13 protein-coding genes and 3 tRNA genes are annotated in these 17,738 nt (G+C 40.7%); 14 read left to right on the top strand and 2 right to left on the bottom strand.

From position 1 onward, the window contains the following. Positions 1-32: 32 nt before the first annotated feature. Positions 33-1,154 (bottom strand): N-acetylmuramoyl-L-alanine amidase family protein, encoded by a 1,122-nt coding sequence (locus C5O00_RS12385; protein WP_105217145.1) that lies wholly within the window; start codon positions 1,152-1,154, stop codon positions 33-35. A 239-nt stretch (positions 1,155-1,393) separates the two neighbouring features. Between C5O00_RS12385 and C5O00_RS12380 the strand changes: the two genes are divergently transcribed. Both C5O00_RS12380 and C5O00_RS12375 read left to right on the top strand, forming a co-directional pair. Then, a complete protein-coding gene (locus C5O00_RS12380) occupies positions 1,394-4,114 on the top strand; it encodes a putative LPS assembly protein LptD (RefSeq protein ID WP_244592991.1) in 2,721 nt (906 codons plus the stop codon). A gap of 62 nt (positions 4,115-4,176) precedes the next feature. Then, positions 4,177-4,557 (top strand): RidA family protein, encoded by a 381-nt coding sequence (locus C5O00_RS12375; protein ID WP_105217144.1) that lies wholly within the window; start codon positions 4,177-4,179, stop codon positions 4,555-4,557. Here C5O00_RS12375 and C5O00_RS12370 read toward each other — a convergent pair. Then, complete coding sequence (locus tag C5O00_RS12370; RefSeq protein WP_244592990.1) at positions 4,554-8,924, bottom strand: translocation/assembly module TamB domain-containing protein; 4,371 nt, start codon at positions 8,922-8,924, stop codon at positions 4,554-4,556. The genes C5O00_RS12375 and C5O00_RS12370 overlap by 4 nt on opposite strands. A gap of 111 nt (positions 8,925-9,035) precedes the next feature. On the opposite strand from C5O00_RS12370, the gene tsaD reads away from it, so the two are divergent. The 12 genes from tsaD to C5O00_RS12315 all read left to right on the top strand — a co-directional run bounded on the left by tsaD (position 9,036) and on the right by C5O00_RS12315 (position 17,254). Then, the gene (gene tsaD / locus C5O00_RS12365) at positions 9,036-10,058 is read left to right on the top strand and encodes a tRNA (adenosine(37)-N6)-threonylcarbamoyltransferase complex transferase subunit TsaD (protein WP_105217142.1); all 1,023 of its coding nucleotides are present in this window, start codon (positions 9,036-9,038) and stop codon (positions 10,056-10,058) included. Then, positions 10,058-10,393 carry a TfoX/Sxy family protein gene (locus tag C5O00_RS12360; protein WP_105217141.1) on the top strand — a complete coding sequence of 112 codons (336 nt, stop codon included), beginning with the start codon at positions 10,058-10,060 and terminating at the stop codon, positions 10,391-10,393. Before tsaD ends, C5O00_RS12360 begins: the two co-directional genes overlap by 1 nt. Next, a complete protein-coding gene (locus tag C5O00_RS12355; protein WP_105217140.1) occupies positions 10,393-11,109 on the top strand; it encodes a 16S rRNA (uracil(1498)-N(3))-methyltransferase in 717 nt (238 codons plus the stop codon). The genes C5O00_RS12360 and C5O00_RS12355 overlap by 1 nt, the downstream gene beginning before the upstream one ends. A gap of 135 nt (positions 11,110-11,244) precedes the next feature. Further along, a complete protein-coding gene (locus C5O00_RS14510) occupies positions 11,245-11,406 on the top strand; it encodes a hypothetical protein (protein ID WP_158676852.1) in 162 nt (53 codons plus the stop codon). Between the two features lie 45 nt (positions 11,407-11,451). Continuing rightward, positions 11,452-12,096: a DUF4159 domain-containing protein gene (locus tag C5O00_RS12350; RefSeq protein WP_105217139.1), complete on the top strand. Its 645-nt coding sequence runs from the start codon at positions 11,452-11,454 to the stop codon at positions 12,094-12,096. Between the two features lie 6 nt (positions 12,097-12,102). After that, a complete protein-coding gene (locus C5O00_RS12345) occupies positions 12,103-12,603 on the top strand; it encodes a TrmH family RNA methyltransferase (protein WP_105217138.1) in 501 nt (166 codons plus the stop codon). Positions 12,604-12,629: 26 nt separating this feature from the next. Then, positions 12,630-13,802: a THUMP-like domain-containing protein gene (locus C5O00_RS12340; RefSeq protein WP_105217137.1), complete on the top strand. Its 1,173-nt coding sequence runs from the start codon at positions 12,630-12,632 to the stop codon at positions 13,800-13,802. Continuing rightward, positions 13,799-14,368 (top strand): hypothetical protein, encoded by a 570-nt coding sequence (locus C5O00_RS12335; RefSeq protein WP_105217136.1) that lies wholly within the window; start codon positions 13,799-13,801, stop codon positions 14,366-14,368. Before C5O00_RS12340 ends, C5O00_RS12335 begins: the two co-directional genes overlap by 4 nt. 126 nt (positions 14,369-14,494) lie before the next feature. Beyond that, positions 14,495-14,578, top strand: a tRNA-Ser gene (locus tag C5O00_RS12330). A gap of 509 nt (positions 14,579-15,087) precedes the next feature. Continuing rightward, a tRNA-Pro gene (locus C5O00_RS12325) sits at positions 15,088-15,165 on the top strand. A 708-nt stretch (positions 15,166-15,873) separates the two neighbouring features. Continuing rightward, entirely contained in the window at positions 15,874-17,040 is a 1,167-nt protein-coding gene (locus C5O00_RS12320) for a formylglycine-generating enzyme family protein (RefSeq protein ID WP_105217135.1), read from the top strand. 140 nt (positions 17,041-17,180) lie between these two features. After that, positions 17,181-17,254: transfer RNA gene (locus tag C5O00_RS12315), tRNA-Arg, on the top strand. The last annotated feature ends 484 nt before the right edge of the window (positions 17,255-17,738 follow it).

The following is a 17,738-nucleotide window of genomic DNA, read 5'->3' as shown; positions in this document are numbered from 1 at the left end:
ACAAATTTAGAAATAAATCTAGAATAACGGGTTTAATTGTCCTGTGATTTTAGTACTTCCGATAGTTTTAGCTTTTTTCCATCCTTAAAGGCTACAATATAACAGGTAGGATATCCATTATCCTTCGCATAAGTCTGCATTAAACGGATTTTGTTATAATCTGATGTTTTTCCGTAATAATACTTGTAAAGCCCATCTTCAAGGTGCCTGTTTATATCCTTCAGGCCGTTAAAATTATAGGCGAAAGTTTCTATTTTTTTGCTACTCGCCAATAACTGAACCTTGAACACCACACCATCGTAAATATCCTCTTCGGCCTCCGAGATCGCTTTATCGATCTCTTCTTGCGTGATTACGGGGTTCTTACTGTCACTTGTGGCTAACATCAGGTTTTTACGGTAAGTGATTATACCTTTAGCTATTTCACGAGCCATTTCTTTCTGCCCCTTTTTAGAATTGAGATAAGCGCCTTCCTTCTTATTGGTAAGGAAACCGGTTTCAATGAGCACACTTGGCATATAACTCTGGTGAAGTACAATGAAACCTGCTTGTTTCACACTTCGGTCCTTTCTTTTCAGGTTGCTCGCAAAATTATTCTGTACCAGGCCGGCCAGCATAATGCTCTGGTCCAGATATTCTTCCTGAAGTAAGGTTAGGCCTATAAAGGACTCCGGACTGTTGGGGTCGTAACCGGCATATTTTTCTTCGTAATTCTCTTCCAGGAAGATTACTTCATTTTCTTTTTTCGCAACTTCAAGATTTCGTTTGTTCGCATGTAAACCCAATACAAAGGTTTCGGTACCGTAAGCATCAGAATTGTGTGCATTGCAATGAACAGACACAAATAAGTCTGCATCTGCCCGATTAGCGATGGCGCCTCTTTCCCACAGATCGACAAATTTATCCGAATCACGGGTGTAAATCACTTTTATCCCTGGTTCTTTCTCGAGTATCTTTCCTACCTCCAGGATGATATCCAATGCGATATCCTTTTCTTTATATCCATTTCCGGTATTTCCGCTGTCATGCCCCCCATGTCCTGCATCCAGGACTACCACAAAGGGCTTTATGGTATCATTGTTGTGCCCCGTAAACGAAAAGAAAGTGATGGATCCTATGGTAAGTACGAAAAAAAGTAAAATCTTCGTTCTCATATTGTTAATAACGTGTGTTGAAACTTGATATTTTAATTTACTAAATTTAAAAACCCCTCATAAAAAATATGCTTAATTTTGAGGTTTCAAAAACTAAGCCAAAAGGGCATAGCGTATTTTGCGTATCACAAAGAAAAATTAAATTCGGTTATGCAAACTTCCTTTGTTGAAAATTTAATTTTAAACTTTTGAACAATTATTCAAAATCTTACAAAGGAATACTCTCAAACAGGAGCAGCTTGAAGCTACCCAAAATATATACTTTTCTACTCTTTTTCTTTTCCTTCGGAATCTTTTGCGGGAAGGCTCAGGATATTCCGCCTAAGAATGATGTGGTCATCGAATCGACGAACAATGCCGATACCACGACGGTGAACATCGAGGTGCCTGTCCAACCCATCAACGAAGTCTTTGCCGACACGGTCAAGACAGATACCATTAAGCCCGAAAAGGAATTGCTGGAGGATGTGGTAGATTACTACGGTGAAGACTATGTGTACATAGACCGAAAGAACAACAAGGTATATATGTACAACAAAGCCTTTATCATCTACGGAGACATGAGGATAGACGCCGGCCTTATAATCCTGGACCTGAATAAGAACGAGATCTCTGCAAAGGGGATCGATAGCGCCGGTGTCTACTCGCAACGCCCTGTTTTTGTACAGGCTTCCAATACCGCAGAACCAGACTCACTTCGCTTCAATACAGACACCAAAAAAGCGATCGTATACAATACCCGAACCGAACAGAACGGTATACAGACAATCGCAGAAGTGACCAAAAAAGAGAATGATTCGGTTTATTTTCTTCGGAATGTAAAGTTTACAACTTCCAAGAATGTTGAAGATCCCGAATACTACTTCTATACCAGAAAGGCTAAATTCGTACCAAAGAAAAAGGTGGTGACAGGGCTCACCAATATGTATATCGCCGATGTACCAACACCGATCGGTCTCCCTTTTGCTTTTTTCCCACTAACAGAGGATCGCACTTCCGGGTTTATACTACCTACTATTGGTGATAACAACAATCGTGGCTTTTTCTTTCAGAATGGCGGCTATTATTTCGCGATAAACGATTATCTCGATCTAACGGTGCTGGGTGACTATTACACCAATGGTAGTTATGGACTTCGAGGCGAATCCTCCTACTCCCTCCGATATAAATTCAGCGGGAATGTAAGCGTACGGTACGAAAACCTCATTAATAGTGAGAGAGGCTTTCCGGATTTCAGTCAGAGTTCGGTATATAACATCCGCTGGACGCATACCCAGGATGCTAAGGCAAATCCAACCTCACGTTTTTCAGCATCGGTAAATTTAGGGAGTAGTCGATATTTCAGGCAGTCTATCAATCAAACCAATAATGCCAGTGCGTTGGTGAATACCTTAAGTTCGTCTGTTTCCTATTCTAAAACATTTAGTGGCGAACCCCAGGTAAATCTAACAGTAGCCGGGACACATCAGCAAAATACCAATACAGACGAGGTTAATTTGTCCCTACCAAATGTGAACGCCAACGTATCCCGTATTTTTCCGTTCGCACCTAAGACGGGTGTAAAAAAGGGGATCATTCAGAATATAAATTTCCAATACGACATGTCTGCCGAAAACCGGATCTCCACAGTAGATTCGCTATTCTTTAAAAGTGAGATGTTCGATGGTGCGCAGATTGGTGCAAGGCATTCTATTCCTGTGAGTACGAATTTTAAGATCTTCGATTATCTCAGCGCCTCCATGAGTACCGGAATACAGGAAACCTGGACATTACAAACCACCCGTGAATATTACGACCAATCTGCAGAAGAAGGCGCCGGTGCGGTAGTAAGGGATACCTTGCAGGGATTTGACCGCTACCTTACTTATAACTTCTCTACTAGTCTGGGAACAACCTTATACGGGATGTACGATTTTGAAGACGAGGGAGAAGACAAAAAGATTAAAGCGATCCGGCATGTTATGCGGCCGTCTATTTCTTATAACATAAATCCTGGTTTCGATCAATATTACGAGGATTATACCATCCCCTCTGCAGACCCCGATGTGAACGATGAAGTAGTTGCTTATTCACGGTTTCAGAATACCTTATATGGCGCTCCGGGAAGAACGTTCTCCAGCTCCATCGGGTTTTCTCTCAGTAATACGCTTGAAGCAAAGGTTAGGGATAAGGATACAACCGCCACAGAGCCGCGCAAGATCGTGTTGCTAAACAACCTCAATTTCAGTACGGCATACAATCTATCGGGAGATTCTCTACCCATTAGTCCGGTTCGATTTACAGGAAGTATCCCTATAATAAAGAAGCTCGATTTCAACTTCAATGGAAGTCTGGATCCTTATGCTCTTAGCAACAATAATACAAGGATAGACGAATTTAACATCAATAACGGCGGTAGTTTGTTCAGGCTTACCAACGCTAATATCAGCTTTAATTACTCCTTTTCCAGCAAGGATTTTGAAAGTGACAAGAAAGATGATGATATCCTGGATGACGAAACTTTTAGAAACGGTGGCCGGCCGGACGATCTGTTCGGGGATGCTACCAGTTTGAACGACAGGTCTGCGGCGATAACCAAGGACGAAGAAACAGACCGCGAGAAGAATATAGACTGGTATAATTTCTCGGTACCCTGGGATCTTCGTGTGGCTTACACGATGACTTATGCCAATAACCAGCGGCAAAACGAGATTAGCTCACAATCTATAATGTTTAGTTCTAACCTCGAATTATCGCCGCGCTGGCGAGTGGGAATTTCATCAGGTTATGATTTTAAGAACAAAGGGGTGACACTTACTCAATTGCGTTTTGTGCGAGATCTTGAAAGTTGGGAGCTCAGGTTTAACTGGACGCCCATCGGTAGTATCAATACCAACTGGTATTTCTTTATTGGTATACGTTCAAGTGTACTTAGCGATATTAAATACGACAAACGCCGAGAGCCGGACAGAAGTTTATAGTCCCACAATGAATTTCGGAAAAGGATTCACAATTCTAAAAAATTCAGAAAAAATTCAGAAAAATGAAACAGATCATACATACTACAAAAGCCCCGGCACCAATTGGGCCTTATAACCAGGCTGTGTTAAAGGGTGATATGCTTTTTACCTCGGGGCAGATTGCCATAAACCCTGCTACCGGTAAGTTATTCTCCGGCACCATCTCTGAAGAGACCGAACTGGTGATGGAAAATCTAAAAGCTGTGTTGGAAGCAGCGAATATGACTTTCGAAAATGTGTTAAAAACCTCCATTTTTATAAGTGATATGAAAAATTTTGCTGAAATAAATACAGTATACGCCACCTATTTCAAAGAAGAAACAGCGCCTGCAAGGGAAACTGTGGAAGTAGCTAATCTTCCGAAGTATGTAAATGTGGAGATATCGATGATCGCCTCTCGTTAATTTTCCTTCTCCTTTATGGCAGTCTGATTGAAATCCACAGGAATTGTATCGTCATCCGGCACTACTGGAATCTCGTTTTCCGATTCGAGGGTAAGTTTTCTATTGAACAATTTATTTACCAGCTCACGGAAGGTATCGAAATCCACAGAATAAGAAAGTCCTGCACCTTGCTCGAAGATCTGGTCCTCCCCTATGAATTGAATATCTGCCTGCCTGTTGAAAAAGTTTATACGCAATGAGCCGTCTTCATTCACCAGCCACTGTACCTCAATATCACCGGCCACTGCAGATTCGTTCACACCACCTACCGGTACTCCTACCTTTCCATTAATAAGAATACGTTCATTTATTTGGGTAGATAGTGTGATCCCAACCTGGTCACTAATGTATTGATTAGGCGAGTTTTGCCCTGGAGTATAATCCAAACCTACCGCAAATTTTCCGTCCTGATCTGCAAAGATATCGTTTACTATTCCTGCCACACTTTCGGCCAGTGTTCCTGAAAAGGCTCCGCTTCCCTGTAAGTTATCACCCACGAACGAATTTGAAGCGAGTAAGAACAAGGCCTGTTTTTCCCGTTGTTCTTTATTCTGAAGTTTATAATCCAATTCACTTCTAACAATTGAAGAAGCTCTTGGGAATCCTATCTCGAAATTAATATCGGGTTGGATGAGTTCGCCCGACAGGTTAATAAGTACTTCCACCGGGATCTTGCTATTCACCGATGGGTTGTCGAGTAAAATTGACGGATTAGCATTTGTGGTATATTTGGCGGTTAGGTCGAGATTGGCACGTTCGGGACTGCCATCCCAGGTTATATTTCCACCAGGTTCTACTGTAAATGTCTTCTGAACCAATCCTCCATATCTGAAATCGTAGGTTCCTTCGATTACGAGGAAATCTCCCCACATCCTGAATTTTCCAAGGGTATTGATCTCCAGGAGAAGAATTCCGGCTCCTCTCCCCTTAAGCCTCGAATTATTTACCTGATCTACCACTACTTCAACTTCGGCATTTTCGTTTATATCCAGTTCGAAGTTGAGTGAAAGTCCTTTTACATCTTCAGAAACAAAGGTCTCCCCACTAATTCGGGCAGCTTTTTCTTCTGGTGAAAGGAACTTTATAAAGGAATTATCCCCAATGGATTCTGTATCGCTTAAAGGTATTTTAAATGTGGTTCCCTCTTCGGTAGTAGCCACCACGTCTATAACCAGTTCCTCTGCCGGTCCTTTTATGTCTGCTGTACCACTAATAAATGCTGTTCCGTAATACAAGGCATCTTCATCGGGTGGAGTATCCAGTACCAGCAATCTGTCTGTTTCTATATTGAGGTTGAGTGCCCAGTCCCCGAAATTTCTGTGTGTCGCATTACCTACTAACGTTCCAGTGGTGTTATATTTAGTATCGGTAATGGTCGTTCTACCTATATCGAATTTATTCTTAGTAACTATAACCTGCGTATTTTCCGATAGGTTGAAATCGGTATTGAGGTACGGGATCTTAAGGCCACTTTCTACAAGTAGGAGCCTTCCCAGGATATCGGGCGATTTATAATTACCCACTACCTTGGCGCTGCCGCTTATAAAACCTCGAATATCGGTGATCACGTCGCCGCCAAAAGGACTAAACGCGTGCATATTAAAACGATCGAGGTCTACATTCAATGAGATCTGAGGATTCTCTGTTGCAACATCTATCGTTCCAACAGCCGATATAGATTTCACATTATTATTTATTAGCGTGGTATTGATCGAATAACGTGTAAGATCTTTATTTCCGCTAATATCCAGACTTAGATCCCCAAATTCGACGTCGTTTATCTCCACATCGTCTATGGTTACTGTAGAGTTTGGATAATAGGCACCTCCTTTCTGAAGAAAATTAAGTCTCCCGTTCACCACGCCTTGTAGGTCCAGGCTATCGATATCCGGAACAATATTTCCGAAGTTAACATTCTTAAACTGAAGCTGTAAATTCTTGTAGGTTGTATCCCTCACAGAACCGGCGAATCGAATAAATTCGTCGTTGTGATTTAAAACCAGCGAGTCTATTTTAATGAACTTAAAATTATCATCGAAAGTGATCTTATTCAAGTTGTTATTATCCTTGTTTACAAACCAGACATTATCCTTATATGTGATGTCCGATTTCTTAACACCCACTACAGATTTCCCTTCGGGGTTTATGGTATGATAAAGAGAAAAATTGAAGAGGTCTTTTTTCTTTTTTCCTCCTTTAAAGCGAGATCTTATATAAAGGGTATCCAGTAAAGTCTTATTGATCACATTTATATCTGAAACTTTGTATTTGCCTGTGTCTACAGAATCGATCGAAATAAAGGTGTTGAAAAGCGGGTTATCATTATCAACCTGTATATTTACTTTCCCCAGGTAGTTGTCGAACACCAGGATCTCAGGCGAACGAAAATCCAACTTGAACTCAGATTCGTTCGAGGCAACAGATCCTCTCACTCTTGTATTTTCCCCAAATTTCAATTGAGGAACGAAAACCTCAACCAGCTTATTATAAACCTCGAATTCGTAATCGATGTACTGATTAACGGTAACTTCATTTGGTATGTAGTTAGCATAGATACTACCAACCCCGTTCCTGAAGAGATCAGGTACATCTTCAATTAAAAACTCCCCTTTTATCATTCCCGTAATAATATCAGGCGATTTAATATCTATGGTTCTCACCGGGCCATTGAATGAGGAAGTGATAAGGAAATCATCGAAGAAGAAATCGTCGTCTTCATTTTGATAGAAGGTTTGTACAAACTCAATAGTTCCTTCGGCATCGTTTACGGTGGTTCCGTCCATATCCATGATGATCCTTCCGGCAAATACCGAAACACTATCCCGTTTAAAAAGATTTAATTTGTTGAGTTCTGCATATTCCACATCGGCTTCGAAATCATATTGATTGAATTCCTTAGAAACATCTATAAGCCCTTTAAACTCCATTTTTAGATTAGGATCGTTTATGATAAGGTCTCCGTCGAAGATCGGGTTCTTTAGGTTTCCGGCCACCTTGATATCCTTATAGGTGTAGTTTTCAAAATTGAAGGATGAAATGCTTCCGTTTAGATGAGTGTCTACAGTTTCCTGGGTAAAGCCGCGACCATCAAATAACAGGTTTGCTGTTACATTTCCTATCGATTGAGTACCCACCAATTTTCCAAGATTGAATTTCGTGAGTTTCGCTCTTCCCTTGTAGTAGGCGTTTTCTATATCGGTTGTATTTCCCATCTCGAAAGCTGTTTCCAGGCTTCCTATCCTACTGTTTAATTTACTATCTGTTTTTAATTCACTACTGGTAATAATTGTATTTCCTGCAAAAGTAAAACTACCTAAAGGTTTTAATTCAGTGGGCAGTACTTCTCCTAAAACGCGTGGCATTAAACGGCGCAGGTCGTAATAGTCTGAATTGATCAGGTGATCATTTAGGGTGATGGTAAAAAGCCCGTCTTCATTAAAAAGGTTTTTAAAGTAAAAATTCCCTCTAATACGAGAATTAGAGGTACTTAGATCGGTGTTTGTAAGTTTAAAATCATTCAAAATGCCCTCCAGGCTACCACTAAAATTGATAATTTGACTCGGTCCAAATTCATTATAAAATGTGTTCAGATCGTTTGTGGCAATAGTAGAATTATCCAATTGAGCTGTTATCACCACATTATTCTTAAAATCGGCCATCCCATTTTTAGAATAATCCAATTCCACATTTCCTTTCAGCAACGATTGACCGGTATCTAGAGTGAGGTCCAGGAATCGCATTTCTTCAGGGGAATATGAGAAGTCTGCCGATAGATTTTCTATCATAAGTCCGAAATCACTTAACATGGACAATGAGAGAATATCTGCGTCTATGTCCGGGCCGTTGATCTCAAAATCTTTGGCTTTCAGATTAATTTTTTGCAGTTTAATAATTTCAGGGACATCCAGGTTCTCATCGGATATCTTGATGTCGCTGTTTACCATCATTACATCGTTCCCCAACAAAAAGAAAGGTTCCTCACTAGGAGGGCCCGTGTTGAATTTTTCAGTAAAAATATACAGGTTATCATCAGTTTCACCCAGGTACGTCTTTACATATAACTTTGAATTAATAAGTGCTACTTCACCAAATTCAAGTTTTCCTTTTAAAATATTAGGAAGGCTTAGAATGTTGGTTTGCAATTGCTTTGCATAAATGAGCGTATCTTTATGGTGATCGGCGATATATACCTCGCGTATATCTACCTCGCCCTTCCAGTTAAGACCAAGGCGTTGTATAGTGATATCAGTTCCATAGGTTTCATTGAGATTCTCCGTTACCTTTTTAGCGATCCTGGTCTGAACAGCCGGAATGGATAGAATGATCACAATAAGCAACAGCAGCAATACTATGATTGCAAAGGTGCGAAGTATTATTTTCCGGAGTTTTTTGATACGCTTTTAAAGTTTTAATTTTACTCCCAATAAACGTGCCTTATTTTGGAAGACAAAAACATTTATATTCTTGGCATAGAATCGTCCTGCGATGACACTGCTGCTGCTGTTATTAACAACGGCGTGGTTTTATCTAATGTTGTGGCAACACAGAAAATTCACGAGGCCTACGGAGGAGTTGTCCCCGAACTTGCCTCACGTGCCCATCAGCAAAATATTGTCCCGGTCGTTCATGAGGCACTGCGCAAAGCAAATATCGATAAAAAAGACGTAAGCGCCATAGCTTTTACACAGGGTCCCGGACTAATGGGATCACTGTTGGTTGGAGCCTCATTTTCCAAGTCGTTTGCCCTGGGTCTGAATATTCCCTTAATAGGTGTAAACCACATGCAGGCGCACATTTTGGCGCATTTTATTAAAACAGAAGAACAGGCCGCACCCAATTTCCCTTTTCTGGCGTTAACCATTAGCGGTGGTCATACTCAATTAGTAAAAGTGACAGACTATTTTGAGATGGAGATCATAGGCGAAACATTAGACGATGCCGTAGGTGAGGCTTTCGATAAATCTGCTAAGATCCTTGGCCTGCCATATCCCGGCGGGCCTCTAATAGACAAATACGCTCAACTAGGTGATCCGGATCGCTTTCCATTTCCTAAACCCAAGGTAGGCCCCCTGGAATTCAGTTTTAGTGGATTGAAAACTTCAGTTTTATATTTTATCGAAAGGGAAACCGGTGCTGATCCAGAGTTTATAGAAAAGAACCGTAATGATATTTGTGCAAGCATACAGGCCACTATCGTGGACTATCTAATGGACAAATTAAAAAATGCAGTAAAGAAAACAGGAATTAAAGAGATTGCCATAGGTGGAGGAGTCTCGGCTAACAGTGGGATACGAAAAGCTTTAAATGATGCCGAAAAGTCTTATGGATGGAAGACCTATATCCCTAAATTTGAATATTGTACCGATAATGCGGCTATGATCGCTATGGTAGGTGAATTGAAATACAAGCAGCAAATGTTCTCTTCACCGGATATAGTATCTCAGGCGCGAATGAAATTTTAATGGACGAAACTAGTAGAAATATAGTGCAGCGGATACGGGTAAGTTTAAACCCCTGGAGTGACCATATCACCGAAAAAAAGATGTTTGGCGGCTCTTGCTTTTTATATAAAGGCAAGATGTGCGTGGGAGAAACCAAACAGCGATTAATGGTCCGTGTGCTTTCTGAACACATGGAAAAGGTGTTAAAGATGCAGCATGTAACGCCCATGGATTTTACGGGAAAGCCAATAAAGGAATTTATTTTTGTTTCTGAAAAAGGTTTCGACACGGAAGAAAAACTGCAATATTGGACAGAGTATGGAATCGCACATGCTAAATCGAAAACCGAATCCTGATGCAGTTATTTTATAATGCAAACCTTTCCGATACATCCACATCGATCATTTTCGATAAGGATGAAAGTAGGCATATTTTCAAAGTATTACGATTTAATGCCGGTGATAGATTAAATGTAACCAATGGACAAGGTTTAATGGTTGAAGCGGCACTAACCATAGTTGACGTAAAAAAGGCAGTTGCCGAAATTATTTCTACTGAAAAGATAGCCCCACTACCCTATCATTTGCATCTCGCCGTGGCCCCAACCAAATTAAACGACCGTTACGAATGGTTTTTAGAGAAAGCGACAGAAATAGGTGTAAGTGAGATAACACCGATCATTTGCGATCACAGTGAGCGAAAAGTGATCAAAGCAGACCGTTACGAGCGGATTCTTCAAAGTGCGATGAAACAATCCCTGAAGGCCTGGCTGCCTATTCTTAATCCTGCTATCACCCTTCGCGAGTTCTTGGCTATTAGACCCAAGGAAGGAATTAAATGTATAGCTCATTGTGAAAATTCGGAAAAAAGATCATTAAAGGATGTTGTCGTACCCCATGAGCCTGTAACGATTTTAATAGGTCCGGAAGGCGATTTCTCATCAAACGAAATAGAACAGGCAATAGAACATGGATTCACCGAAATACATCTTGGGACCACTAGGTTAAGAACCGAAACTGCAGCTCTGGTTGCATGTCATAGTGTTGCATTCATGAATCAAACCACCACCTGAACCTGCTAGATGTAATATCTATGTCTTGAGATAGAAATTTCACCAATTCACTTTCGATTCTATTTTAAATTAATGTACTTTTAGGCTTCTATTCGCTTGTATTACCTCCCCTTCACTAAACCTAACATCTTAGCTATGAATGCAAAAGCAACTAAACCTGTAAAGGGTGACTTGAGCGTACCACCTGATTCCGAAGAAAATTCAGACAAAATCCTCGAAAAATCACCTGTTAATACCAAAACTGAATGGGAGCGGTTTATGGGAACCGTTTTTGGACGAATGTTCAAGAAAATTTAAGACTGTATTATTATTTGTGAGGATTGAAAACTGTAAATTTGATGAATGCGGTTTAAATTAATATTCATTCTCATTATAATTGGTGTTAGCCAGTTAAACGCTCAGCAGATAGCTGTGTTAAAGTATGGAGGCGGGGGCGACTGGTATAGTAATCCTACTGCCCTACCTAACCTGGCAAAGTTCTGTAATGAGCAGATCGATACTGCCATAAGTATGAGCACAGAGACTGTGGCACCTGGCAGTATAGATATCTTCAATTTTCCCTTCGTGCACATGACAGGCCATGGCAACGTATTTTTCACAAATGAAGAAGCTCTTAATTTGCGGAACTATTTATTGAGTGGAGGCTTTTTACACATTGATGATAATTACGGGATGGATGAGTATTTGAGAAAGGAACTGGTGAAAATATTTCCTGATAAAGAATTAAAGGAATTGCCGGGGGATCATCCAATCTTCGCCTACAACTATAAGTTTCCTGAAGGTTTACCCAAAATCCATGAACATGATAGTGGCAGACCACAAGCTTTTGGTATCACTCATGAAGGAAGATTGATCCTGCTTTATACCTTCGAAAGTGACTTGGGGGATGGTTGGGAAAACCCGGAAATTCATAACGACCCTGAGGAAGTAAGACTGAAAGCCCTGCGTATGGGAGCGAATATTGTGAAATATGCTTTCGAAAATTAATCTGTTTTGCAACTCACTCATTCATCCACTCCATTTATAAAGCGCGAATTTCCAATCGTATTGATCTGTGACGGGGTTAAAGGTCCTGCGAATATTGGATCACTTTTTCGGATTGCAGAAGCATTTGGGGTAAGAGAGATTATTTTTGGAAATTCAGAAATTGAATTCGATTCGGGACGGTTAAAAAAGACTGCTCGAGATACACATAGAAAAGTAAATCATTCACAGAGTCACGATCTCAACGAGACTATTAATAACCTGAGAGGAAAAGGATTTATTATTGCGGCCCTGGAGATAACTAATAACAGTAAACCACTGCATGATCTTCAATGGAATGGCACCGATAAACTTGCGATAGTCCTTGGAAATGAAGCTCATGGTGTTTCGGAACCCATTTTAAAGCTAACAGATAAATCCTATCATATCGAACTCTTTGGTGAGAACAGTAGCATTAATGTTGCCCAGGCCGCCGCTGTTGCACTATATCATCTTACGGCTTCGAAATAGTATCTTTGCAACTTAAATCGAAAGCCTTGAATAGCGCAATTTTAGATCCTGAAGTGCAGAATTTTATTAGAAATTTTGATGGCGACACCACTCGGTTGGCTTTTTCGGGGAGCCCTTTCAATAACATTTCTGTACAGGAATTACTCGAACAGATCACAGGATATAGAACGGCAAAAATCAAATTTCCAGTTTGGGCAGAAAATGAAGGAATTTATTATCCTCCCAAAATGAACATGGAACAGACCTCTTCAGCAATTACAGCAAATTACAAAGCAAAATTATTTGGAGGGAAAAGCATGGCCGATATCACCGCCGGATTTGGTGTAGATACTTTTTACTTTTCAAAAAGTTTCAACACAGTGGATCATTTTGAGATAAACGAAAATCTTTCAGAGATTGTGCAGCACAATTTTAAGGTCCTGGGAAGTAATAACATCAGTTTTTATACTAAAGAGGGGGTACAAGCTGTAGCTAATAAAAAATACGACCTAATTTATGTAGATCCCTCACGGAGAGATCAAGATAAAAAGAAAGTCTTCTTATTGGAAGATTGCCTTCCCAATATTCCGCTACACCTCGATAGTTTACTGAAAAGTACAAATAGGATATTGGTAAAGACCTCCCCTATGCTTGATATATCAATCGGCATAAAAGCAATGAGATTCGTGAGTGAGATCCATGTTGTTGCGGTGGAAAATGAAGTAAAGGAATTAGTATGGGTGGTGGAACCACCAGGCCAATCCTCCCCCAGGATATTAACCGTAAATTTTATAGGATCGGAAGTTCAGCGGTTCAGTTTTCATTATGGCGATTCAGACTCTGGAACATATGGTGATGTGAGAAGTTATCTGTATGAACCGAATGCCGCTATAATGAAAAGTGGTGGGTTTTCGGTTATATCGGAGAATTTTGATATTGAAAAGTTACATAAGCATACGCATTTATTTAGTTCCGATGAGTTGATAGAGTTTCCGGGTAGGCAATTTAAAGTTATGGAGAGGATTCCGTATACTAAAAAACACATGCGTGCTGGCATTACTTTTGATAAAGCCAATGTCGCGGTTCGAAATTTTCCGGAAAGTGTTTCAGAATTAAAAAAAAGATGGAAAATAAAAGACGGTGGAGAGCGATACGTATTTTTCACCACGGTTCAAAATGACAAAAAAATGATGTTAATTTGCGAAAAAATTCACTTATGAAGAATCTATGCACTATCCTTCTTGCTCTTAGCTTTACTACGTTGAGTTTTGCTCAGGATAAATGTTCATATAAGATCAATGTCGATACCGAAGAAGAAAATTTTAAGCTAACTACCGAACAATTGGTGGAATACGAGTTGTCGAGAACACAGAGTGTTTTTATTTATTTTTCGTTGATGAGGGAAGGCGATCTATCCAGTCTTGTAATGCAGATATCTCTTAATGCATTGGAAATGCCTCCTATCATGTGCTTCGATAAGAGAAGTAGGATAACGTTCTTACTTGAAGATGGTAGTTATGTTTCCTTACCATATTTAGATGAAGTTAATTGTGGAAGGCAAACAGATCATGAAAACCAATTAGATAACAGCACTTCGGAAGCTGCATTTTTCATGAATGAAGAAAGTATGGCTAAATTAATGGGATCGGCGCTGAAGTCGATGCGAATTACCAGTATGAATACCAATTTCGATATCGAATTTAAGCGGGTTTTAAGTAACCCGGCTATTGAAGTTCCAATTTATCCACAGGAATATTTTATAAACAACCTGGGTTGCATCGAATAATACAGTACTAAAAATTAATTTTTTGTTTGCGAGAAAGTAATTGAAAAGTTACATTTGCACCCGCCTGTATACGGAAGATTAATTCCATTAAAAAGCCGATAAATCAGGTAAAGTTCTTTAAATATTGGAGAGGTGCCAGAGTGGTAATGGAGCAGATTGCTAATCTGTCAACGGGCAACCGTTGCCCGGGTTCGAATCCCGGTCTCTCCGCAATAGCCCTTCAAAACAATTGTAGCGAAGGGTTTTTAGTTTCACACTAGATCTTAATTCATAGATCGTAAAGCGTGGGTGAAACGATTTATTGATAACCAATTCGGGGTGTAGCGTAGCCCGGTTATAGCGTCACGCCTATGGCGTGAAGGTCGTCACGCTGAAGGCGTGACCACCCCAAGTGAAAGAGTATGATTGTATATATTCTTTACAGTGAAAAACGTTCTGGGTATTACTACGGTTAAACCGGTAATATCGACAAGAGATTGAAATAAAGAATTATTGATAACCAATTCGGGGTGTAGCCCTGAGTCAAGTTCAGGATAGACTCCGCCCGGTTATCGAGTCACGCCTATGGCGTGAAGGTCGTCACGCTGAAGGCGTGACCACCCCAAGTGAAAGAGTATGATTGTATATATTCTTTACAGTGAAAAACGTTCTGGGTATTACGAGGGTTAAACCGGTAATATCGATAAGAGATTGAAATAAAGAATTATTGATAACCAATTCGGGGTGTAGCGTAGCCCGGTTATCGCGCCTGCTTTGGGAGCAGGAGGTCGCAGGTTCGAATCCTGCCACCCCGACCAATGAAAGTCGGACACAGAAAGTGTCCGACTTTTTTATTTCCACAAGGCTGAAGCTTGCTTCACGGCCGCGGTGGGAATAAAAAAGTAAGGGAAGCAAAGCTTCCCGACTTTCATTGAGCAACATTCCCCGATCAGGATCACGCGAGGTACGAGCGTAATCCTGGTAAAGTATGAAATAGACCCTGAATCAAGTTCAGGGTGACACAGGGTGATGAAGCAAAGCTTCCCGACTTTCATTGAGCAACATTCCCCGATCAGGATCACGCGAGGTACGAGCGTAATCCTGGGAATGAAATAGACCCTGAATCAAGTTCAGAGTGACAGAAGGAGGTGAAGCAAAGCTTCCCCGACTTTCATTGAGCAACATTCCCCGATCAGGATCACGCGAGGTACGAGCGTAATCCTGGTAAAGTATGAAATAGACCCTGAATCAAGTTCAGGGTGACAGAAGGAGGTGAAGCAAAGCTTCCCCGACTTTCACTGAGCAACATTCCCCGATCAGGATCACGCGAGGTACGAGCGTAATCCTGGTAAAGTATGAAATAGACCCTGAATCAAATTCAGGGTGACACAGGGAGATGAAGCAAAGCTTCCCTGTTTTGTTAATAGATCTTATTAACGGTAATTATATTACTTTTTAGTCTGAACTACCTATCTAATGGTGAGGTGTTGAGTAATTTATTACATTGCAACAATCAATTTAATTTCATGAAAACCTACTTTCTTTATTTGCTGTTGTTTATTGTATTCTGCAGTTGTAACGAAGCCTCTAAGGATTCTGAAAAAGATGTCAATTCTACACTGGTAGGTGCAAATTTCTTATGTTATGTAGACGGAAAAATTCCCGATCATATTAAACGAATTAGGGATACCATTGCCCTTTACGACTCTAAGCTTAGAACGGATACAGCATTTAAGAAACGAATCGAAGGAATGAGATTAATACCCGGAGGAGTGTTTATGATGGGCGCTGTTGGAGAGCTGGCACTGGATAGGGAATATCCCAAACACCCGGTAAGTGTGGACGGGTTCTACATGGATACCTATGAGGTTACTAACGCCGATTTTAAAAGATTTGTGGAAGCAACAGGGTATAAAACTATCGCGGAGCGACCGGTTGATTGGGAAGAGTTAAAAAAACATGTTCCGATAGGAACACCAAAGCCTTCCGATGACTTACTACAGCCGGGTTCGCTTGTTTTTACGCCAAACCGCAATACTACACAGCTCGGTGATATTTCCCAATGGTGGTCATGGACCAACTTCGCAAATTGGAAACATCCGGAAGGGCCGGAAAGCACCATAGAAGGAAAAGATGATCATCCGGTGGTTCATATTGCTTTGGAAGACGCAAAGGCATATGCCAAATGGGCTGGGAAAAGATTGCCAACAGAGGCCGAATGGGAATGGGCTGCCCGTGGGGGCTTGCAGGATCCCATATATCCCTGGGGAGATTGCGATGTGAATGATGCTCCTTATAGAGCAAATTTCTTTCAAGGAATTTTCCCTACCACAAATACATTAAAGGATACTTATCAGGCTACCGCACCTGTAGGAAGTTTTATAAGCAATGGGTACGGACTTTACGATATGGCTGGAAATGTTTGGGAGATAACAGCCGATTGGTACGATGAGAATTATTATAAAACCCTAACGATTTCAGACACCCTTAATAATCCATCCGGTGCTGAAAAAGCATCTTTCGGTGATGGATACTTTACTCTACATAGTGTAATTAAAGGCGGATCGTTTTTATGTAATGACAGTTATTGCGCCAGTTATAGGGTTTCAGCACGTATGCCCCTCGAAATGGATGCAGCGATGAATCACGTGGGTTTTAGATGTGTGGTTGATATTAAAGAGTTGAAAAAATAGAAAGTAATTTTTTAGAAAATCAGTCATTTTGATTGAACTTCTAGTTACAAGTATTTATTCATCTCAAATGTTTGCTTTACTTTTGGTATAACGCATTATTTATCTAAATTTGCAGCCGTCTAAGACAAGACACGCTATAGGGTCGCGTAGCTCAGTTGGATAGAGCATCTGCCTTCTAAGCAGACGGTCACAGGTTCGAATCCTGTCGCGATCACGAATAAACCAACAAAAAGGTGAACATCGAGCGAGTTTCCAAAAAGGAAGCTCGCTTTCTTTTTGGAATAAAGCGGAGAGGTTCTTTTGTTGGTTTTCAGCGCGGAGCGCTGTCAGGATCACGAACGAAGTGAGTAATCCTGTTCCTTCAGAAGAGGAGCGCTGTCAGGATCACGAACGAAGTAAGTAATCCTGTGCCTTCAGAAGAGGATTGCTGTCAGGATCACGAACGAAGTGAGTAATCCTGTTCCTTCGGAAGAAGATTGATGTCAGGATCACGAACGAAGTGAGTAATCCTGTTCCTTCAGAAGAAGATTGATGTCAGGATTACGAGTGGAACGAGTAATCCTATATTATTGGATGTGTAATGTGATCAGGAGCACGAGTGGAACGAGTTATCCTGTATAGTTTTATGAAGTAGAAGTTTGTCAGGATCACGAACGAAGTGAGTAATCCTGTTCCTTCGGAAGAAGATTGATGTCAGG

The sequence above is a fragment of the Pukyongia salina genome, assembly GCF_002966125.1.
Classification (GTDB): Bacteria; Bacteroidota; Bacteroidia; order Flavobacteriales; family Flavobacteriaceae; genus Pukyongia; species Pukyongia salina.
The sequence above is the reverse complement of the archived record's forward strand: the minus strand, read 5'-3'. Positions and strand labels throughout refer to the sequence as shown.